The organism is Sphingomonas bacterium, assembly GCF_903642285.1.
GTDB lineage: Bacteria > Pseudomonadota > Alphaproteobacteria > Sphingomonadales > Sphingomonadaceae > Sphingomonas.
In genome coordinates, this window is the sequence record NZ_CAHJWJ010000014.1 from 12,598 (window position 1) to 33,350 (window position 20,753).

At 67.0% G+C, this 20,753-nt stretch carries 17 protein-coding genes; 6 read left to right on the plus strand and 11 right to left on the minus strand.

Annotation, left to right across the window (positions count from 1 at the left end; translation table 11 throughout):
• The first annotated feature begins 47 nt into the window (after positions 1-47).
• Positions 48-782: a c-type cytochrome gene (locus HUU99_RS08710; RefSeq protein ID WP_174286194.1), complete on the plus strand. Its 735-nt coding sequence runs from the start codon at positions 48-50 to the stop codon at positions 780-782.
• A 51-nt stretch (positions 783-833) separates the two neighbouring features.
• Here the strand turns inward: HUU99_RS08710 and HUU99_RS08715 are convergent, their stop codons facing one another.
• Entirely contained in the window at positions 834-1,721 is an 888-nt protein-coding gene (locus HUU99_RS08715; RefSeq protein ID WP_174286195.1) for a TIGR00730 family Rossman fold protein, read from the minus strand.
• A 173-nt stretch (positions 1,722-1,894) separates the two neighbouring features.
• On the opposite strand from HUU99_RS08715, the gene HUU99_RS08720 reads away from it, so the two are divergent.
• From HUU99_RS08720 to HUU99_RS08735, 4 genes are all read left to right on the plus strand, one after another.
• The gene (locus HUU99_RS08720; protein WP_174286196.1) at positions 1,895-3,061 is read left to right on the plus strand and encodes a phosphoserine transaminase; all 1,167 of its coding nucleotides are present in this window, start codon (positions 1,895-1,897) and stop codon (positions 3,059-3,061) included.
• Between the two features lie 121 nt (positions 3,062-3,182).
• Entirely contained in the window at positions 3,183-4,760 is a 1,578-nt protein-coding gene (serA, locus tag HUU99_RS08725) for a phosphoglycerate dehydrogenase (protein WP_174286197.1), read from the plus strand.
• 68 nt (positions 4,761-4,828) lie between these two features.
• Positions 4,829-5,935, plus strand: coding sequence for an ATP phosphoribosyltransferase regulatory subunit (locus tag HUU99_RS08730; RefSeq protein ID WP_174286198.1), 1,107 nt, complete (start codon positions 4,829-4,831; stop codon positions 5,933-5,935).
• A 107-nt stretch (positions 5,936-6,042) separates the two neighbouring features.
• The gene (locus tag HUU99_RS08735; protein WP_174286199.1) at positions 6,043-7,332 is read left to right on the plus strand and encodes an adenylosuccinate synthase; all 1,290 of its coding nucleotides are present in this window, start codon (positions 6,043-6,045) and stop codon (positions 7,330-7,332) included.
• 65 nt (positions 7,333-7,397) lie between these two features.
• Here HUU99_RS08735 and HUU99_RS08740 read toward each other — a convergent pair whose 3' ends face one another.
• Together HUU99_RS08740 and aroC are read right to left on the minus strand one after the other, a co-directional pair.
• Positions 7,398-7,841 (minus strand): hypothetical protein, encoded by a 444-nt coding sequence (locus HUU99_RS08740; protein WP_174286200.1) that lies wholly within the window; start codon positions 7,839-7,841, stop codon positions 7,398-7,400.
• 38 nt (positions 7,842-7,879) lie between these two features.
• Positions 7,880-8,968: a chorismate synthase gene (gene aroC, locus HUU99_RS08745; RefSeq protein WP_174286201.1), complete on the minus strand. Its 1,089-nt coding sequence runs from the start codon at positions 8,966-8,968 to the stop codon at positions 7,880-7,882.
• 706 nt (positions 8,969-9,674) lie between these two features.
• Here aroC and HUU99_RS08750 point away from each other — a divergent pair.
• Positions 9,675-10,394: a class I SAM-dependent methyltransferase gene (locus HUU99_RS08750; protein WP_302479982.1), complete on the plus strand. Its 720-nt coding sequence runs from the start codon at positions 9,675-9,677 to the stop codon at positions 10,392-10,394.
• 128 nt (positions 10,395-10,522) lie between these two features.
• On the opposite strand, the gene HUU99_RS08755 is transcribed toward HUU99_RS08750, so the two are convergent.
• The 8 genes from HUU99_RS08755 to ligD form a co-directional block, all read right to left on the minus strand.
• Positions 10,523-10,963 carry a lysozyme inhibitor LprI family protein gene (locus tag HUU99_RS08755; RefSeq protein WP_174286203.1) on the minus strand — a complete coding sequence of 147 codons (441 nt, stop codon included), beginning with the start codon at positions 10,961-10,963 and terminating at the stop codon, positions 10,523-10,525.
• A 144-nt stretch (positions 10,964-11,107) separates the two neighbouring features.
• Positions 11,108-11,614 carry a hypothetical protein gene (locus tag HUU99_RS08760; RefSeq protein WP_174286204.1) on the minus strand — a complete coding sequence of 169 codons (507 nt, stop codon included), beginning with the start codon at positions 11,612-11,614 and terminating at the stop codon, positions 11,108-11,110.
• A gap of 134 nt (positions 11,615-11,748) precedes the next feature.
• Complete coding sequence (fabI, locus tag HUU99_RS08765) at positions 11,749-12,540, minus strand: enoyl-ACP reductase FabI (protein ID WP_174286241.1); 792 nt, start codon at positions 12,538-12,540, stop codon at positions 11,749-11,751.
• Positions 12,541-12,548: 8 nt separating this feature from the next.
• Positions 12,549-13,511, minus strand: coding sequence for a YihY/virulence factor BrkB family protein (locus HUU99_RS08770; protein WP_174286205.1), 963 nt, complete (start codon positions 13,509-13,511; stop codon positions 12,549-12,551).
• Positions 13,512-13,518: 7 nt separating this feature from the next.
• On the minus strand, positions 13,519-14,457 hold the full coding sequence (locus HUU99_RS08775; protein ID WP_174286206.1) for a DnaJ C-terminal domain-containing protein: 939 nt from the start codon (positions 14,455-14,457) through the stop codon (positions 13,519-13,521).
• Positions 14,458-14,515: 58 nt separating this feature from the next.
• Positions 14,516-15,406, minus strand: coding sequence for a transglutaminase family protein (locus HUU99_RS08780; RefSeq protein WP_174286207.1), 891 nt, complete (start codon positions 15,404-15,406; stop codon positions 14,516-14,518).
• Between the two features lie 151 nt (positions 15,407-15,557).
• Complete coding sequence (locus HUU99_RS08785; protein ID WP_174286208.1) at positions 15,558-18,032, minus strand: circularly permuted type 2 ATP-grasp protein; 2,475 nt, start codon at positions 18,030-18,032, stop codon at positions 15,558-15,560.
• 227 nt (positions 18,033-18,259) lie between these two features.
• Positions 18,260-20,728 carry a DNA ligase D gene (gene ligD, locus HUU99_RS08790; RefSeq protein WP_174286209.1) on the minus strand — a complete coding sequence of 823 codons (2,469 nt, stop codon included), beginning with the start codon at positions 20,726-20,728 and terminating at the stop codon, positions 18,260-18,262.
• Positions 20,729-20,753: the final 25 nt, after the last annotated feature.

Genomic DNA, 20,753 nt, shown 5'->3' on the forward strand with positions numbered 1-20,753 from the left:
GGCTTTTCTATGGGAATGAGGACGTATGACCGGGGCAGGCTGAGATAATGGACAATCGGACCAACACGATCGCGGGCTGGGTGCTGGCCGGTTGCGGGATCGCGCTCGGGCTGACGATCGTCGGGACCAAGATCTACGACACCGGCCGTCCCGAGAAGATGGGCTATGCAATCGAGGGAGTCGAGGATGCGGGCGGCGGCGGGGAGGCTGCGGCCATCCCCGTGGCGTCGCTGCTGCCGACCGCGGACGCTGTCAAGGGCGGCGAGGTGTTCAAGAAATGCGCCGCCTGCCACACGATCAACCAGGGCGGGGCGAACGGCATCGGCCCGAACCTGTACGGCACGCTCGGCGAAGCGATCGGCCAGGGCAAGGCGGGCTTCGCCTTCTCCGATGCGCTGAAGGGCGTCGGCGGCAATTGGGATTTCGAGAAGATGAACGCGTGGCTGACGAGCCCGCGCAAGTTCGCGGCGGGTACGAAGATGACATTCGCCGGCCTGTCGAGCCCGCAGGACCGGGCCAACGTGCTCCTCTATATCAACCAGCAGGGATCGAACCTGCCGCTCCCCGCCGCGCCGGCAGCCGGGGCAAAGCCCGATGCCAAGGTTGGTGGTGCCGCACCAACCGGTGCCACCGCAGCGCCCGGGGCGAAGAGCGCGGTGGACGCGGTCGCGACCGATCGCCGCAGCGCGACCGGCGACATCGCCAACACGGGCACCCCGGCATCTGGCGCGCCGTCGATCGATCCCGAAGCGGCCCGGCGCGGGGCGAAGGTGGGGAAGTAAATCCGGGCTTGCTGTCCTCACCGGAAGGGTGAGGGCAGGACGGACGGTGGTCTACGCTTCCCCCGCATCCTTCGCCACCGCCCGGTCCTGATAGAAGCGCTGCACGGCAGCCCAAGCCTCTTCTGCGGTCTCGACGAAGGTGAAGATCCCCAGGTCGCGTTCGCTGACCACGCCCTCCTCGACCAGCGCCTCGAAGTTCACCACCCGCTTCCAGAAGGCCCGTCCGAACAGCAGCACCGGGATCGGTTCGATCTTGCCGGTCTGGATCAGCGTCAGGAGCTCGAACAATTCGTCGAAGGTGCCGAACCCGCCCGGGAACGCCGCCAGAGCGCGGGCATGGAGCAGGAAATGCATCTTGCGCAGCGCGAAATAGTGGAACTGCATCGACAGCGCGGGGGTGACATAGGGGTTGGGGGCCTGTTCGTGCGGCAGGACGATGTTCAGCCCGATCGACTCCGCGCCGACATCCGCCGCGCCGCGGTTCGCCGCCTCCATGATCGACGGACCACCACCCGAGCATACGACGAACTGCCGATTGCCGTCCGCGTCGCGCGGCAGTACGCTGACGATCCGGGCGAGTTCGCGAGCGACCTCGTAATAGTGCGACTTCTCGACCAGGCGCTCGGCGATCCTGCGCGCCTCGTCGTCGGTCGCCAGCGCCAGCAGCGCCTCGGCCTTGGCGGGTTCGGGGATCCGCGCCGAGCCGTAGAACACGAAGGTCGACGCGATCTTCGCCTCGTCGAGCAGCAATTGCGTCTTCAGCAGCTCCAGTTGGAAGCGGACCGGCCGGAGATCCTCGCGTAGCAGGAAATCCATATCCTGGAACGCCAGGCGATAGGCCGGGTTCTCGGTCTGCGGCGTGCTGATCCCACGCTTGGCGGAGGCGGCGTCCTCTCCGGCGGGGGCGAAGACGCGAGTGGGTATGTGGGTGTCGGTCATCCGGGGCCGGTAGAGCATCGGTGCGCGGTACGCCAGCGACGGAAATCGGTGCGATCGTGCGGGTCGGCTGCAGGCCGGCATAACCCGCTTGCTACGATGCCCGGGCGTCCCTAGGGCCGTCGACGGGCCACGCTGTCCCAACGCAGCGCGCGCTCTCTGTGAGGAGAGAGACATTGACGGATATACTGACCGCTCCGGATACGGGTGCGCCGAATGCTGATGGTGCGAAGCCTGCGACGAAGCCGGCACGCCCCTATTTCTCCAGCGGCCCCTGCGCCAAGCCTCCGGGCTGGGACGCTGCGAAACTCGCCACCGCCTCGCTCGGGCGCTCGCACCGGTCCAAGATCGGCAAGCAGCGCCTGCAATATGCCATCGACCTGATGCGCGACGTGCTGAAGCTTCCCGATACGCACCGCATCGGCATCGTCCCCGGCTCCGACACCGGCGCGTTCGAAATGGCGATGTGGACGATGCTCGGGCAGCGCGGCGTGACGACGCTGGCCTGGGAAAGTTTCGGCGAAGGCTGGGTGACCGATGCGGTCAAGCAGTTGAAGATCGATCCGATCGTCATTCGCGCCGACTATGGGCGATTGCCCGATCTCGCGCAGGTCGACTGGTCGACCGATGTGCTGTTCACCTGGAACGGCACCACCAGCGGCGTGCGCGTGCCGGATGCCGAATGGATCCCGGACGACCGTGAAGGGCTGAGCTTCGCCGACGCGACGTCGGGCGTGTTCGCCTATGACGTCGACTGGGCGAAGATCGATGTGGCGACCTTCAGCTGGCAGAAGGTGCTGGGCGGGGAGGGCGCGCACGGCGTCCTGATCCTGGGCCCGCGCGCGGTGGAACGGCTGGAAAGTTACACGCCCGCCTGGCCGCTACCCAAGGTCTTCCGGCTCGTGTCCAAAGGCAAGCTGACGGAGGGCGTATTCAAGGGCGAGACGATCAACACGCCGTCTATGCTGGCGGTCGAGGATGCGATCTTCGCGCTGGAATGGGCGAAGGGGCTGGGCGGAGGCGGGCTGATCGCACGGTCGGATGCAAATGCCGCGGCACTCGATGCGATCGTCGCGGCGCGGGATTGGCTGGGGCATCTGGCCGCGGACCCGGCGAGCCGTTCGAAGACCAGCGTGTGCCTGACCGTCAAAGGCGCGGACGAGGCGTTCATCAAGGCGATGGCGTCGGCGCTGGAGAAGGAAGCCGCGGCCTACGATATCGCCGGCTACCGCGACGCGCCGCCGGGGCTTCGCATCTGGTGCGGCGCGACCGTGGACACTGCGGACATCGTCGCGCTCGGGCCGTGGCTCGACTGGGCCTATGCGGTGGCGAAAGCTTCTTAACCCTTTCCCTCTTTCATCGTCACCCCGGCCTCGAGCCGGGGTCCCGCTTCTTCGGCCCGCTGCGAATAGCGGGACCCCGGGTCAAGCCCGGGGTGACGGCTAGACTCTAGGATGAACCAAAATGCTCAAAGTCCTCATCTCCGATAAAATGGACCCTCGCGCCGCACAGATCTTCCGCGAACGCGGGGTCGAGGTCGATGAGATCACCGGCAAGACGCCCGAAGAGGTGATCGCGATCATCGGCGACTATGACGGTCTTGCGATCCGCTCCTCGACCAAGGTGACCAAGGCGATCCTTGATGCCGCGACGAAGCTGAAAGTGGTCGGCCGCGCCGGGATCGGGGTCGACAATGTCGATATACCCGCCGCGTCGGCGAAGGGCGTCGTCGTCATGAACACGCCGTTCGGGAACAGCATCACCACCGCCGAACACGCGATCGCGCTGATGTTCGCGCTCGCCCGCCAATTGCCCGAGGCGGATACCAGCACGCAGGCGGGCAAGTGGGAGAAGAACCGCTTCATGGGCGTCGAGCTGACGTCGAAGACGCTGGGCCTGATCGGCGCGGGCAATATCGGGTCGATCGTCGCGGACCGGGCGCGCGGGCTGAAGATGAAGGTCGTCGCGTTCGATCCCTTCCTGACGCCCGAACGTGCGATCGAGATCGGGGTGGAGAAAGTGACGCTCGACGACCTGCTCGCACGTGCCGATTTCATCACGCTGCATACGCCGCTGACCGACCAGACGCGCAACATCCTGTCGGCAGAGAATCTGGCGAAGACGAAGAAGGGTGTGCGGATCGTGAACTGCGCGCGCGGCGGTCTGATCGACGAGGTGGCGCTGAAGGCGGGCCTCGACAGCGGCCATATCGGCGGTGCCGCGCTCGACGTGTTCGTCAGCGAACCCGCCAAGGACTCGCCGCTTTTCGGGACGCCCAATTTCGTTTCTACCCCGCATCTCGGCGCTTCGACGACCGAGGCGCAGGTCAACGTCGCTATCCAGGTCGCCGAGCAGATGGCCGATTTCCTGGTCTCCGGCGGCGTCACCAATGCGCTCAACATGCCGAGCCTGTCGGCGGAGGAAGCGCCCAAGCTGAAGCCGTACATGGTGCTCGCCGAAAAGCTCGGCTCGCTCGTCGGCCAGCTGGCGCGTGGGGCGATCGACCGTATCTCGGTGCATAGCGAGGGCGCGGCCGCCGAGCTGAACGCCAAGCCGATCACGAGCGCGGTCCTTGCCGGCTTCCTGCGCACCCAGACCGCGACGGTCAACATGGTCAACGCGCCGCTGTTGGCACGCGACCGCGGGCTCGAGGTACGCGAAGTGCGTACCGAGCGCGAAGGTGATTACCACACGCTGCTACGAGTCGCGGTACGGACCGAAGACGGCGAGCGCTCGGTCGCAGGAACCCTGTTCGGCGATCAGGCACCGCGGCTGGTCGAGCTGTTCGGGATCAAGGTCGAGGCCGATCTGGCGGGACCGATGCTGTATGTGGTCAACGTCGATGCGCCGGGGTTCATCGGCCGGCTCGGTACGACGCTCGGCGAGGCGGGGGTCAATATCGGGACCTTCCATCTCGGACGGCGTTCGGCGGGGGGCGAGGCGGTGCTGCTTTTGTCGGTGGATGAGGCGGTGACGGGGGAACTGCTGACGAAGGTCCGCGCATTGCCGGGGGTGAAGACCGCGACCGGTCTGGTGTTTTGAACCTAATTCCTCCCCGTAAACGGGGAGGAATTTGCGTTGTGCTCCTACCACGCTATCAACCTCCGGGCATGACCGCGCTGCTTCCTCAGGGTTTCCACGACCGCCTGCCGCCCTTTGCCGACGCCGCCGCGGGGGTCGAGGCGCGAGTGTTGGAGGCGGCGCGGCTCTATGGTTATGAGCGCGTCGATCCGCCGCTGGCCGAATTCGCGGAGGGGCTCGGCGCGCGGCTGAAGGCGGGGGGGCTCGCGGATGCGGTTCGATTCGTCGATCCGGTCAGCCAGGCGACCCTTGCGATCCGCCCCGACCTGACCGCGCAAGTCGCGCGGATCGCCAGCGCGCGGCTGGGACATCATCCGCGGCCGGTGCGGCTGTCCTATGCGGGTACGGTGCTCAAATTGCGTGCGAGCGAATTATCGCCGGCGCGCGAAACGCGGCAGATCGGGGCGGAGTTGATCGGGCTCGACTCGGTCGCGGCCGCGCAGGAGGTCGTCGGCGTCGCGGTCGATGCGCTGGTCGCCGCCGGGGCGAAGGGCCTGTCGATCGACTTCACGCTGCCCGACCTGGTGGACACGCTTGCCGCCGGGCCGCTGCCGGTCGACCCGGCGTGGATCGGTCCTTTGCGCGAACGCCTCGATGCGAAGGATGCGGGCGGCGTCGCTGGCATCGCGTCCCCCTATCTGCCGCTGATTGAGGCGGCAGGACCGTTCGATCCCGCGATCGATCGGTTGCGGCGGTTCGATACCGGCGGCGTGCTGCGTAGTCGGCTCGACGCTCTGGTCGCGATCGCGACCCGGATCGGCGACCGCGTGACGCTGACGCTCGACCCGACCGAGCGGCACGGCTTCGAATACCAGACCTGGCTGGGCTTTTCGTTGTTCGCGGAGGGCGCGTCGCGTGAGGTCGGGCGTGGGGGCACCTATACGATCGTCCATGCGGATGGCAGCGAGGAACCCGCGACCGGGTTCTCGCTATTCGCCGATCTGTTGACCGGCGGCGCGCAGTCGGTCGAGCGACGGCGGCTATTCGTGCCGTTCGGCACCGCGCCGCAGGATAGCGCGGCCATGCGCCGCACCGGCTGGGTAACCGTCGCCGCGCTTGAGCCGAACGACACGCCTGGGGCGCAATTGTGCACGCATGTGCTGACGGATGGGATGCCCCGGCCGCTCGGCGATTGACACTTGCGGGGCGCACCCGCTAGCGCGCCCTCGCATCACTGAACCATCCGCGCGTCGAGCCCTGTCGAAGGGCGCGCGGGTCCGTCCGGCAGGCGGAGAATCATATCATGGCGAACGTAGCGGTCATCGGCGCGCAATGGGGCGACGAGGGCAAGGGCAAGATCGTCGACTGGCTTGCGAGCCGCGCCGACATGGTCGTCCGCTTCCAGGGCGGCCACAATGCGGGCCATACGCTGGTCGTCGGCGACAAGACGTACAAGCTGTCGCTGCTGCCATCGGGGCTGGTGCGTGGGACGCCGTCGGTGATCGGCAACGGCGTCGTGCTCGATCCGTGGGCGCTGCGCGACGAGATAGCGCGGTTGGGCGAGCAGGGGGTGGTCGCGACACCCGACGTGCTGCGCATCGCCGACAATTGCGCGCTGATCCTGCCGTTCCACCGGGATCTTGATGGCTTGCGCGAGGATGCGAGCGGGGCGGGGAAGATCGGCACGACGCGGCGCGGGATCGGGCCCGCCTATGAGGACAAGGTCGGCCGCCGCGCGGTCCGGGTGTGCGATCTGGCGCATCTGGACGATCTCGGCGCGCAGCTCGACCGCCTGACCGCGCATCACGACGCGCTGCGTGCCGGGTTCGGCCAGCCGCCGATCGATCGCCACCGTTTGATCGCCGATCTGCACGAGATTGCGGGTTTCGTCTTGCCCTTCGCCAAGCCGGTCTGGCGCGATCTCAATGAGGCGCGGTCGGCGGGTAAGCGTATCCTGTTCGAGGGCGCGCAGGGGGTGCTCCTCGACAACGACCACGGAACCTATCCGTTCGTCACCTCGTCGAATACCGTGGCCGGGGCCGCGGCTGCGGGATCGGGGATCGGCCCATCCGGCGTCGGCTTCGTGCTCGGGATTGCGAAGGCGTATACCACGCGCGTCGGCTCCGGGCCGTTTCCGACCGAACTGGATGACGAGACCGGCGAACGGCTGGGGCAGCGCGGGCATGAATTCGGTACGGTCACAGGGCGCAAGCGGCGGTGTGGCTGGTTCGATGCGGTGCTGGTCCGGCAATCGGCGGCGGTCGGCGGCGTCACGGGAATTGCGCTTACGAAGATCGACGTGCTCGACGGGATGGAACGGATCGCGATCTGCATCGGCTATCGGCTCGGCGACCGGACGCTCGACTATTTTCCCGCACACGCCGCGGACCAGGCGGCGGTCGTGCCGATTTACGAGACGATGGACGGCTGGCAGGGATCGACGGCCGGCGCACGAAGCTGGGCCGATCTGCCTGCACAGGCGATCAAGTATATCCGCCGCGTCGAGGAATTGATCCGCTGCCCGGTATCGCTCGTGTCGACGAGCCCGGAACGCGAGGATACCATCCTCGTCCGCGATCCCTTCGCCGACTGACGCAAACATGAAACCGGGCGACCTTGCGGCCGCCCGGTTTTCTGCGGCATCAAGCCGGTCGGCGATCAGCGCTGCGGCGGGGTCGTGGTGGTGCCGGTGCTGGTGCCGCCGCCCATCGTACCCGTGGTCGAGCCACCCATGGTCGACCCGGTCGTTCCGGACGACGAACCGGTACCCATCGATCCGCCGGTGCTGCTGCCCGTCGACATCGAACCGTCGGTGCTGGTGCCCGGCATCGCGGTCGACATCGACCCGTCGGTGCTCGTGCCCATCGTCGAGGACGTCGAACTGGTGCCCGACTTGCCGCGGGTCGACTTGCCGCGCGTCGTCTTCGTACCGGTCGTGGCCTGGCCATCGGTGCCCGACGACATCGTCGACCCGGCGGTCGATCCCGAGCCGGTCGAACCCATCGACCCGCCCGCGCTCGAACCGGTGCCGCCCGTCGTCTGGGCAGCAGCCAATGTCGGCAGCATCATCGCGGCGGCGGCGATCGTGATTGCAATACGCATCTTTTCTCTCCTGTATGTAGCAGGGGATGAACGATCGTTTAGCAAGTCCGTTCCGTGATTTGGCCGATCTGACCGCGATGGAGCAAGGACTGGTCGGCCAGAACGAGCGCCATCATCGCTTCCACGACCGGAACGCCGCGAATACCGACGCACGGATCGTGGCGACCTTTGGTGGCGATTTCCGTCGCTTCTCCGCCCCGCGTGATCGTGGCGACCGGCGTCAGGATCGAACTGGTCGGCTTGAACGCGACGCGCAGCCGGATCGGCTGACCGGTCGCGATTCCGCCGGCGATCCCGCCGGCATGATTGGACAGGAATGCGGGGCCGTCGGCACCGGGGCGCATCGCGTCCGCGTTGGTTTCGCCCGACAAGGCGGCGGCGGCGAACCCGTCGCCGATCTCGACGCCCTTGACGGCGTTGATCGACATGCAGGCGGCGGCGAGTTCGGCGTCGAGCTTGGCGTAGAGCGGTGCCCCCCAGCCGGCGGGCACCCCGGTCGCTTCGCACGCGACGACCGCCCCCAGCGACGACCCCGCCTTGCGCGCGGTATCGACCAGCGCCTCCCAGCGTCCCGCGGCGCCGACATCGGGACAGAAGAACGGGTTCGCATCGATCTGCGAATCGTCGAAATTCGCCGGATCGACCGCATCGCCGCCGATCGCCTCGACCCAGGCGCGGATCCGGACCTGGGGCACGACCAGCCGCGCCACCGCACCCGCGGCGACCCGGCTTGCGGTTTCGCGCGCGGATGACCGCCCGCCACCGCGCGGATCGCGCAGACCGTATTTCGCGTCATACGCGTAATCGGCATGGCCCGGGCGGTAGGCGCGCGCGACGTCGCCATAGTCCTTCGATCGCTGATCGACATTCTCGATCATCAGGCTGATCGGCGTGCCCGTCGTGCGGCCTTCGAACACGCCCGACAGGATGCGCACCAGATCGGGCTCGCGCCGCTGCGTCGTGAAGCGCGAAGTGCCCGGGCGGCGCTTGTCGAGCCAGGGCTGGATGTCGGCTTCGCCGAGTGCGAGGCCGGGCGGGCACCCGTCGACGACCGCGCCGATCGCGGGGCCGTGCGATTCGCCCCAGGTGGTGAAGCGGAACAGGCGACCGAAGCTGTTGACGCTCATGCGGAGGGGCCGCGCCTGAGGTTACAAAGTTTACGACAATGCGCGAGATTCACGCCCCCCGCTGCCGAAAGCGAACGAGGACAGGGCGTGAGGCGGCGGCGATCCATGTCACGGCCATGCCACAGCGCGTCCGTGTAGGACAGGCGCGACCGCGCCGTCGCGGCGGGACCGCGAGCGCGGTCGGACCGTCGGCGAAGCCTTGTGCCGCCGACCGGATCGCTCGCGGAAGTGGAGGAAGTGGAGGTGTGCCATTCGCCTTTCCACTTTGCGTAAAAACAACGGTTACGGCAAGGGGCGTCCGAACGGGCGACAGGTGATCAACGTAGCATCGCATCGTGCGAGCATGGCATATCGATTGGTTTGTAGGACAGAGGCGTATGTCCGGTTTCGACCCAAGTCGGATGCTCATGAGCGCAATCCGACCACCGAAAGCCGCCGTTCGTTCAACACCGCCTTTCCCGGTTCTCCGTCTCAGAGCAGCAATTTCAGGAAGCAATTGGGAACGGATTTCGAGAAAGCGGCACCTGCTGACATCCTCCGGCGAGACGGGCGGCATCGCTTTCCCGCTGTGGGCTCGTTTGTAGGACCGATGAACATCGTTATGAGGGCGGAACAACAACTCTCCTAAACGAGACGCAGGATGCAGAGTGCCCTTGATGTTGGTGATCAGGCCCGTGCCGAACTTGCAGACTTAATAGATCGGCAAATGAGACCCTTGGGGGAAGCGGTCCTGAACAAGCTGCCCCTTGCAGAAGGGCAAACGATCATGGACGTTGGTTGCGGGGCCGGAGAGGCAACTATGCAGCTAGCTGATCGGGTTGGCCCTTCTGGGCGTGTGATCGGTGTCGATATAGCTCCGCGTGTCCTGGCGCTTGCTAGCCGCAGGGCAGAGGGCGCACCTCAAGTGACGTTTGTGCAGGAGGACGCTGGCAGCATGTCGCTTCCCGATCGGACGCTAGACCTAGTCTATTCGCGCTTCGGAATAATGTTCTTTGCCGAACCTGTAGCCGCCTTCCGCAATTTGCATCGGATGCTGAAGCCCGGCGGTCAAATAGGCTTTGTCTGTTGGCGGTCGGTAGAAGAGAATGAGTTGGACTCTTTCTGCATCGAGGCCGCTGGTTTGCCGATCACGATCGATACATCGCCTTACAGCTTGGAAAAATCTGCCGCTATTCAGCAGGTGCTTGTCGCAGCAGGTTTTAGAAACATCACGATAGAGGCGCATGATGCGCCTATCGCCGCTGGCGATACTGCTACGACATTGAAAGTGGTGACGCGGGTCGGTGCTTTAGGGAAAGCGCTACGAGAAAATCCTGATCTTTTGCCCGAAGCGGAACCGGTAGTACGTTCCGCCCTTGCAGCGCGTGAGCGCGACGGCATGGTTCATCTGGGGTCGGCAACGTGGATCGTCACGGCCAGCGCGTAGAATAAGCCCGCGCCGGTAGGCGCTTGTCCATCGCTTCGCTTTGCCGATATTCGATCGTTGATCGGGAAAGGGCCCTGCCGGGTCAGGCGTGCTGGATCGAAGGGCGTCTTTACCGATCAGCGTTGTGGTCATCGAGCGTTCTGCGGCGCTTCGGGCGAGCCGAGTACCTTCACCCGCTCCTTGGTTAGCGCGTAGAGGCACTGCTGATACTCGAAGCCCTCCAGCGGAGCGCCAATCGCGACGGCGCTGCGATAGCTGCACTCCGCCGTGCGATAGCCGAGCCAGGCACGCTCGGACAGCACGAGACGCCGGATCACGGCCGGGTCGGATGGCGCGTGGGTGGAGCCGGGATGGCGCAGCGAGGCCATCACGTCGCGATAGACCGTGTTGAGAATGCTATCCGCAGCAACGAACGCGCCCTGCTCGCAGGACGCGCTGCCCGGAATGTCCGGATGCGCGGCGCTGCATTGCCTTAGCCGCGCCTCGATTGCGGGGAAGTTGCCGGTCGATTGCGCGGATGCCGGCGCAGACGCGATCAGGGTCAACGCCGCCGCTTCCAAAAGCCTCATCTCAAGTTCTCCGCCAAGCCGCATCGCTTTCCTGCGCCTTGCGGCTTGTATGTTCGGTGAACCGGGGCAGCGTTTCTCTTTTCACCATCGATTCCGAGAACGTCCGCGCCGTCTCGCTCGCCGTTCCTTTGCGGGAAGGCCGCTTTACCGGTGAGCCATAGCGAGCACGATGAGCGTCGCGGCCGTTGCGGCATGCAGGATCGTATGAAGAGCGTTCGGCACCATCCCGTTGCGTTCGGGAAGGAACGTCGCTGTGCCACCGAACATCACCCTGTAGCGTGCGGCTCTTACGGGGTCGGGTCGGACTAGGTAGGGCCACCACCAGGCGCGAAGTTCGCCGGCGAATAAGATGGCGTAGCTGATCCACAGCCAACTCCAGACCCATGATGGATGTCCGGTTCGTGCGAAGACGATGCTGGCAACCAGACCAACCGTGAAGGGCAGGCTCTGGATGACCGTAACTCGGATCAGCCGACCTCGGCTGTCTTGGGCCTGAGCCTCTACCACGTCGTTTAAGGGCCTCAGCGGGAGCCAATCGTGCAACCACAGGATCGCAACCTGTAAGGCTTGTAGGGCGATCAGCACCGAAAGCATCAGGCGGCTCCAAGACTTTTCCCCAGCAAGCTTGTCGCTGCGCTCGATCGTAGTCAAGATCCGCCGATCTCCTGGAACTCGATCCTCTTTGGGCAAGCCGGCGGCGCTCGACTACGTCAGTTATTCGCATCCGCTGGCCAGAGAGCGAACGGAGGGCTCACCACCATAACCGGGCCTAAATCCGCCCGCTATCACACCAAAGCGATATCCGGTGCGTCCTCCGCCTTCATCCCAATCACGTTGTAGCCCGCATCGACATGGTGGATCTCGCCCGTCACGCCGCTCGCGAGGTCGGACAGCAGGTACAATCCCGCGCCGCCGACATCGTCGATCGTCACGTTGCGCTTCAACGGGCTGTTCAGCTCGTTCCATTTCATGATGTAGTTGAAATCGCCGATCCCGCGCGCCGCGAGCGTCTGGATCGGCCCGGCGGAGACCGCGTTGACCCGGATGCCGTCGCGCCCGAGATCGACCGCGAGATATTTGACGCTCGTCTCCAGCGCGGACTTGGCCAGGCCCATGACGTTGTAATGCGGAATGACCTTTTCGGCGCCGTAATAGGTGAGCGTCAGCACGCTGCCGCCCGCCGGCATCATCTTCGCGGCGCGCTGCGCGACCGCGACGAAGCTGTAGACGGAGATGTTCATCGTCATCAGGAAATTGTCGAGCGTCGTGTCCATGAACCGGCCGCGCAGCTGGGTCTTGTCGGAGAAACCGATCGCATGGACGACGAAATCGATCGTCTCCCATTCCTTCGCCAGCGCGGCGAACGTCCGGTCGAGCGCGTCCATGTCCGCGACGTCGCAATCGAACAGGCGCGCGACGCCCAGTTGTTCGGCGAGGGGGCGGACACGCTTCTCCATCGCGGCACCCTGGTAGCTGAAGGCCAGTTCCGCACCCGCTTCGCTGAGCTTGCGCGCGATACCCCATGCGAGCGACTTGTCGTTGGCGAGCCCCATGATCAGCCCGCGCTTGCCCGCCATCAGTCCATTCACGCGCCGCTCCCCGCCGTTTCTGCCTGGCCCTCCTGTAGCGCCACCTCGGGTGGTTCTGCCAGCGCCGCGTTCAGATGCGCCCCGAAAACCAGCCCCAGCCCGACGAGGTAGAAGAACAGCAGCGCGACGATCACGCCCGCCAGGCTGCCATAGGTCATGTCGTAGCCGCCGAGCTGTGCCAGCACGATCGGCAGGAGCGCGGTGATCGACACCCACCAGACCGTCGTGAACAGCGCGCCGGGCCATTTGCGGCTGCCGGTGTAGCGGTATTTGGACGGCGTCACCGAATAGAACAGCGCGTACAACGCGAAGAACATGATGACCCCCGGGATCGCACGCGACACGCCGATCCAGGTCACGGCATCCGCGGCGAAGGGCAGCAGGCGGTAGATGAACTGCTCGACCGCGGTCAGGACGCCCTGCGCCAGGAACGACAGCATCGCGATCACGACCGAGGCGACGATCGCCAATGTCGATCCCAGCCGCGCCCGCCAGAACGGCGATGTGGACGTGACCCCGTAGGCGCGGCGGAAGATGTCGCGGATCGTCTCGACGAAACCGCCCACCGTCCAAAGCCCGACCAGCCCGCCCAGCCACAGCAGCGAGCCCGTCCGCGCGGCGAGGACGGTGGCGATCGGCGCGCGCAGGATCTCCGCGACCTTGTCGGGCACGACGTGGAGAAAGCTCTCGACCGCACGGTGCGTATCGTAGCTTTGCCCCAGCAGCGACAGGATCGCGGCGGCGACGATGAAGAACGGGAACAACGTCATGATCGCGAGATAGGCGAGGTTCCCGGCATGGATGAACCCGTCTCTGAAGACGCCGAAGATGGTGCGTTTCGCAATTTCGAAGGCGTAGGAGCCGGGCCGGACCTTCGCCAGCTGCCGGTCGAACCGCGCGCGCGCGGTGCCCCCATGACGGCCGCGATCTTCCGGGGTCAAAGTGATCGCATCGGTCATTACGATGTCAGACGCCCATCGCCGCCCGCGGGTTCCCGGCCTGTTCGACCGCCCAATGCTCGACGAACGCGGTCAGCGCCGCGTCGTCGGCCGGCACGTTCACCATCAGCGTGATCAACTGATCGCCGCGCCCGCCGCCCTTCTTGTGGAAACCCTTGCCCTTCAGCCGCAACGTCCTGCCCGAACTCGTGCCCCTGGGGACCGTCAGCATCACCGGTTTCTCGACCGTCGGTGCCTTGACCGAAGCGCCCAGCACCGCCTCGCCGAGCGTGATCGGCAGGTCGACCCGGACGTCGTCGCCATCGCGTACGAAGAAACGGTGCGGCAGGACCTCGATCGTGACGATCGCGTCGCCCGCGCCGCCGGGAGCGGGCTCGCCCTTCCCCGCGAGCTTCATCTGGGTGCCCGTTTCGACGCCGGCGGGGAGTTTCAGATCGATCGTCTTGCCGTCGCCGAGCGTCACGCGCTGCGCGCTCAGCATCGCCGCGTCGACGAACGGCACTTGCAGCGAATAGGCGATATCGGCACCCCTCGGCTGCGGGCGGCGGCCGAAGCCGCTCGCGAACCCGCCGCCGCCGCCGCCGCGCTGCGCACCGCCGAACAGCCCTTCGAAAATGTCGCTCATGTCGGGCTCGCCGCCACCGAACCCCTGGCTGCGAAACCCCGCGCCGCTCGACTGCGGCCGACCGCCGCCGCCCCCGCCATGGCCGAACGGTGCGGCGGGATTGCCGTCGCCGTCGATCTCGCCGCGGTCGAACCGTCCGCGCTTTTCCTTGTCGGTCAGCAGGTCGTACGCGCCGGTAACCGTGCTGAACCGTTCGGATGCTTTCGGATTGTCCTTGTTGCGATCCGGGTGCAGCTCCTTGGCGAGCTTGCGATAGGCCTTCTTGATATCGGCCTCGGACGCGTCGCGCGCCACCCCGAGCGTCTTGTACGGATCGGCCATTCTATCCCCGTTCGCGTGTATTGCCCGCCTATGTGGGGCAGGCGTTCCCCCAAGGCAATCAGGTGGCGTATTCGTCGACCGGCGCGACGTCGACGCTGACTTGCATGTCCTGCGCGCTCGCGCCCAGGACGACGCCGTCGACGGGTGCGATCTCGGCATAATCGCGGCCCACCGCCATCACGACATGATCCTGCGCCATCCAGATGCCGTTGGTCGGGTCGAGCCCTACCCAGCCGCGTGCGGGGCCGCACCACAGCAATACCCAGGCATGCGTCGCGTCCGCACCGACGAGCCGCGGCCGGCCGGGCGGCGGGATGGTGCGGATATAGCCCGAAGCATAGGCGGCGGGCAGGCCGGCGGCGCGAAGCCCGGCGATCATGATCTGCGCGAAGTCCTGGCAGACCCCGCGGCGGTGGGCGAACGCTTCGGCGGGGGTGGTGGTGACGATCGTGGCCGACCCGTCGAAGGTGAAATCGCGCTGGATCCGCCGGGCAAGGGCGATCCCCGCCTCCAGCGCGCCGCGGCCGGGGTCGAGATCGGGCAGGCAATAATCGCGGATCGCGGCGTCGAGCGGGATCAGCGGGGAAGGGTAGAGATACCCCGCGGGCCCTGACGCCGACAGGTCGCGACTGGCGCGCGCGAGGGTCGCGACCTCCGCCAGCGTGGGATCGTCCGCGGCGGGGACGGGGACGAGCCGATCGACGACGACGCGTGCGCGGCTTTCGATCGTCAGCGTGCGGACGGGCGTGTCGATCACCAGCCGCGTGACGTTCGCCACCCCCGCTTCCGCGCGCGCCGGCCGGAGCCGGCCCGCGGGCGCGACGGTCAGCGTATAATGCTCGAGCCGCTGGCCGGGCCAATCGACGGGCTTGAGCCGCAGGTTGCAGCGGGCGAATTCGACCGTGCCGCCATAGTCGAAGCGGGTGAGGTGCCGGATGTCGTAGATCACCTAATTCCGCCCCGCTTGGCAGGGAGGGGGACCGCCGCGCTCTTGCGCGGTGGGGGAGGGGGGGTGCCACGAGCGGACCGCCGATTGCCTGCCCCCTCCACCAGCTTCGCTGGTCCCCCTCCCCGTGCCGGGGAGGAATGAGCATGCCCCGTCATGCCAGCGTCAGCCCGCCGGCGCGCAAGGGTTCGGAGCCTTGCAGGAAATACCGCCGCGCGATCGCGTCGGACAGCGATCCGAGCCGCCGTTCGACATCGCCGAGCAGGTCCGCGTCCAGTGCCGCCGCAGTCGCGGTCGCCAGCACGGCGTCGAGCGCCACGCCTTCGGACTGCTGCGCCTCCGCCATGCCGTCGTCCGCCAACACGGGCAGTTCGCGCAAGCACGCGACGATCCGCTGCGACTGATAGGCAAGCGCGCGCGGGTTTCCCGGATCGAGTGCGACCAGATCGACGACGGGTACGCGCGCGATACCCGTCAGATACCGCTGGCGATAGCTGATCTGGCTGTCCGCCAGGTCGAGCAAGGTCGACAGATCGTCCGCCGACGCGCCGGACATGCCGAACAGCCGGATCGCGCGGGAGATGGTCGCCGCGCGCTCCACCCGGCGGCCGAGATCGTGAAAACGCCATGCCGCCGTCCGGCACATATGTTCCGCCGACAGCCCCGCGATGGCGACGTAGCGGCGCTGGAGCGAACCCGCACGGTCGAGCATCCCGCGGTGGGTAGGGAAGGGTGCTTCGAGCAGCCGGATCATGTCCGCGGACAACCGGTCGCGCGAACCCTCGCCGATGGCGCGGGCATGGCCGTTCATCGACGCGACCGACTGATGCCCCATGTCCTCCATCGCGGTGCGCGCGAAGGCCTGCAGATCGGCGCGACGGAGCGAGGGCGGGTGCGGCGCGGCACCCGCGCCCACGATCAGCCCGACCAGCCGACCGACCGTGTCCGCCGCCATCGCCGCACCACCGTCCACGTCGATCGAATTGCCGAGCAATACGCGGATCGCCGCCAGCAAAGCCTCGCCGCGCTCCAGATACCGGCCCAGCCAGTAGAGATTGTCCGCGACCCGGCTGGGCAGGGTACCCGGATTGCGACGGACTTGCAGCGACGTGCTGGCGGGGAGCAGCGATGTCGGCGCGACCGGATCGCTGCCATGGACGCACACGTCCGCCGACCACAGCCCTTCGCGCATCACCGCCGCGCGCGGGTCCGGATGCTCGCCGATCCGCGCGAAGCCGCCGGGCAGAACGGTCCAGCCGCCATCCGCGCCCCGCGCCGCGAACACGCGCAGCGTAAAGGGCCGCGCGACCAGCGAATCCTCGGCGACGACGGGCATCGTCGACAGGCGCACGATCTCCCGACCGACATAGTCCTGCGGCCGCCGTGCCATGTCGGCGAGCACCGCCGCGCGGGCTTCGCCGGTGATGTCGCTGCCCGGCACCGGCCGGTCGCCGGGCAATCCGAGCGGTGTCGCGCCGAACGCCGGTCCGATCAGCATCGCATCGAACGCCTCGACGATCCGTGCCGCTTCGCCCGGCTGGCCGCCCCACCATGTCGCGATGTTCGGGAGCTGGAGGTCATCGCCCAGCAGATGCTTCGCCAGCATCGGCAGGAACGCGCCGAACGCAGGTACCTCCAGCACGCCCGCCCCCGGTGCGTTCGAGATCACGACATTCCCGGCAGCATAGGCGTCGATCAATCCGGGGACGCCGATATGCGACCGGGTGTCGAACGCCAGCGGATCGAGCATCCGCGGATCGACCCGCCGCCAGATCGCGTCGATCCGCTTCAGCCCGCCGATGGTGCGGACGTACAGCCTGTCCTCCAGCGCGGCCAGATCGTCGCCCTCGACCAGCAACAGCCCGAGATAACGCGCCAGATGCGCCTGTTCGGGATAGGTCTGGTTGTAGCGTCCCGGCGTCAGCAGCCCGATCCTCGGATCGCTGCGCTTGCACAGACCCGCCAGTCCGTCGCGGAACGCCGCGAAGAACGGCGCGTGACGCTGGATGTTCAGCCTGTCCTGCAACCCGCCGAGCGTCCGCGCGAGCGCCAGCCGGTTCTCCAGCGCATAGCCCGCGCCGGCGGGTGCGCGCAGATGATCGGCGAGCACGAACCATTCACCGGTCGGTCCGCGGCCCAGATCCATCGCGACGAATTGCAGATGGCTGCCGCCGGGCGGCTCCAGCCCGACCATCGGCCGAAGGAAATACGGGTTGCCGGCCACCAGCGCCGCCGGGATCAGCCCATGTTCGACGAGCCGCGCGGGGCCGTAGAGATCGGCGAGGATCGTCTCCATCAGTTCGGCGCGCTGCACCACGCCGCGCGCGATCCCCGCCCATTCCCGGGCCTCGATCAGCAGCGGGACGGGGGAAACGGGCCAGGGCCGCTCGTCCGCCTCGCCGATGATGCGGAAACCCGTGCCGATATCGGCGGCATGGCGCTGCACCCGCTCGCGCGCATGACCCAGGTCGTCGGACGCGACCGCGGCCAGTTCCTCGAACATCGCGGTCCAGGCGGGATCGTCGCTTTGCGCCAGCACGTCGCCGGCATGGACGTGCGCGCGGTAGTCCGCGATCAATCGGCGCGCGTGGAGTCCGGCGTCGAACAACGTGGCCGCGTGCGTCGCCATCCTTGCCGCTGTCCCTGTTCCCGTGCCCCGGGTGCAGTTGCACGGGTTTGGCAGTATGGCGCAATGGTTAAATTGGTTCGTTGCCCGGCGACTATCCCCACCCCGGCGAAGGCCGGGGCCCAGTTGGGAAAAGCTTGGCATATCGACGGTCGACCGTCGTCACGCCGTTCATTGCAACTGGGCCCCGGCCTTCGCCGGGGAGGGTAGGGAGGTCGCGCGCCCGCCTCCTACAAATCCGGCAATACCTGATCTGCCACGCCCCAGTCCGCCAGCGCCCGCCCGTTCGCCCGCTCCACCAGCGCCGCGCCGTCGCGCACGTTCCATTTCGCCGCGGTGTCGATATCGCGCAGTTCGGTCCACGACACCGGCACCGCGACCGGCGCGCCGGCCCGCGCGCGCGCCGAATAGGGCATGATCGCGGTCGCACCGCGCTGGTTGCGCAGCCAATCGATGAAGATCCGGCCTTTGCGCTTCGCCTTCGTCATCACCGCGACATAGCGTTCGGGCTCCGCGCCGGCCAAAGCGCGCGCGAACCGGTCGGCGAAGTCCTTGACCGCAGGCCATTCCGCTTGCGGCGTCAGCGGCACGACGACATGAACGCCCTTGCCGCCCGACAGCAGCGGGAAGCTGACCAGGCCCAGTTCGGCCAGCTGTTCCTTCAGATGCTCCGCGGCCTTCTTGGTGTCGCCGAAGTCCAGCCCTTCGTCGGGGTCGAGATCGAACACCATCCGGTCGGGCTGCTCCAGCGCGGCGTTGGTCGATCCCCAGCCGTGGAATTCGATCGTTCCCATCTGGACGCACGCGACCAGCCCGTCGGCATCGTCGACCCACAGATAATCCTCGGTCGATCCGTCCTTCTCGCGGATCGGCACCTGATGGACCGCGCCGCCGAAGCTGCCGGCATCGTGCTTCTGGAAGAAGCACGCCTTGGCGCGACCCTGCGGGCAGCGGACGAGGCTGACCGGTCGCGCGCCGGCCCAGGGAAGCATGATGGGCGCCAACGATGCGTAATAGTCGGCCAGTTCGCCCTTCGTCACGTCGCTGTCGGGAAAGATCATGCGGTCGCGGCTCGAGACCTTGACGGTGACGGTGGACGGTTCGGGCAGCGCGGCCGGCGTCTCGGCAACCACGTCGTCCGCCGCCTTGTCCTCGCGCAGGCCGAGGAAGCTCGAATGGCGCAGCACGCCGTCTGGCGTCGTTTCGGCGAACGCGATCTCGGCGACCATTTCGGGGCGCACCCAGTGTGCGTGGCGGACGGCCGCCCGGGGCGCGTCGACGGTCGGCGTCTTGCGTTCCAGCCTGGCCATTCGCGCGGACAGATCGTCCATCGTCGCCTGATCGAACCCGGTGCCGACCTTGCCGGCATATTTCCAGCCGTCGCCTTCGCGCACCCCCAGCAGCAGCGACTTGAACCCGCGGGTCTTGTCCGACGGCAGCCACCCGACGATCACGAACTCCTGACGAAGCGTGCATTTGGTCTTGAGCCACGCCTTCGTCCGGCCCGCGCGGTAGGGCGCGTCCGCCAGCTTGGAGACGACACCCTCCAGCCCCTCGCGACACATCGCCTCGAACAATTTCTCGCCCGACCCGATGACGTGTTCGGCATATTTCAGGCGGTCGTGATCAGCGGGCAGGATCGCCGCGAGCCGATCCTTGCGCGTGACGTTAGGCAGGCCGGTCAAGTCCTCGCCATCCAGCGACAACAGGTCGAACGCGAAGCACGTCATGTCGCCGGCGCTGGATATCGCGTCCTTCAGCGTGGAGAAATCGGGCTTGCCGTCCTTGAACGCGACGATCTCGCCGTCGATCAGTGCGGACCGGACGGGCAGGGCTGCTGCTGCTTCGGCGATTGCCGCGAACTTGTCGGTCCAGTCGAGGCCGGAACGCGTGAAGACCTTCGCCTTGCCGTTCGCGACCGCGATGCGCGTGCGGTAGCCGTCATATTTCACCTCGTGCAGCCATGCGCTTCCGGTCGGGACGGTGTCGACCAGGGTGCAGAGCTGGGGTTCCCTGAAAGCGGAGGCATCCGACCCTGTTCTCCCGCGAACGCGGGAGCCCAGGGCCGCGGGCGGTGCGCTTGGAACCCTGGGCCCCCGCTTTCGCGGGGGAACAGCAGGCTTCCCCTCCTCGATCTCCATCATCGTCCGCCCGGTCGAGACGCTCGTCAGCCTCTCGTCGACCAGCACGTCGGTGCCACCCGCCGCGGCATCCTCGACCTTCCGCAGCAACCAGTTCTCGCGCTTCTCCTTCGCGCGGGGTTTCAGGCGGATGAGGATCCACTCGCCCTTCATCCGTTCGCCTTCGAGGACGAAGTGCAGATGGCCCTTGTCGATGTCCTTGGCCGACTTGCCCTTGACGGGCGACCACGTGCCGCGATCCCACAGCATGACGGTGCCGCCGCCATATTCGCCCTTGGGGATCGTCCCCTCGAACGTGGCGTAGGACAGGGGATGATCCTCGGTCCGGACCGCGAGCCGTTTTTCGTTCGGGTCGATGCTCGGCCCGCGCGTCACCGCCCAGCTTTTCAGGACGCCATCGACTTCGAGCCGGAAATCCCAGTGCAGCCGGGTGGCATCGTGCTTCTGCACCATGAAGCTGTTGCCATGACCGGGTGCGAGCGTACCGGCGGGTTCGGCGGTTTTCGCGAAGTCGCGCTTGGCGTTGTAGAGCGCGAGGGGGTCGATTTGCGTCGTCATGCCGGGCTCGTCCCGGCATCCAGGG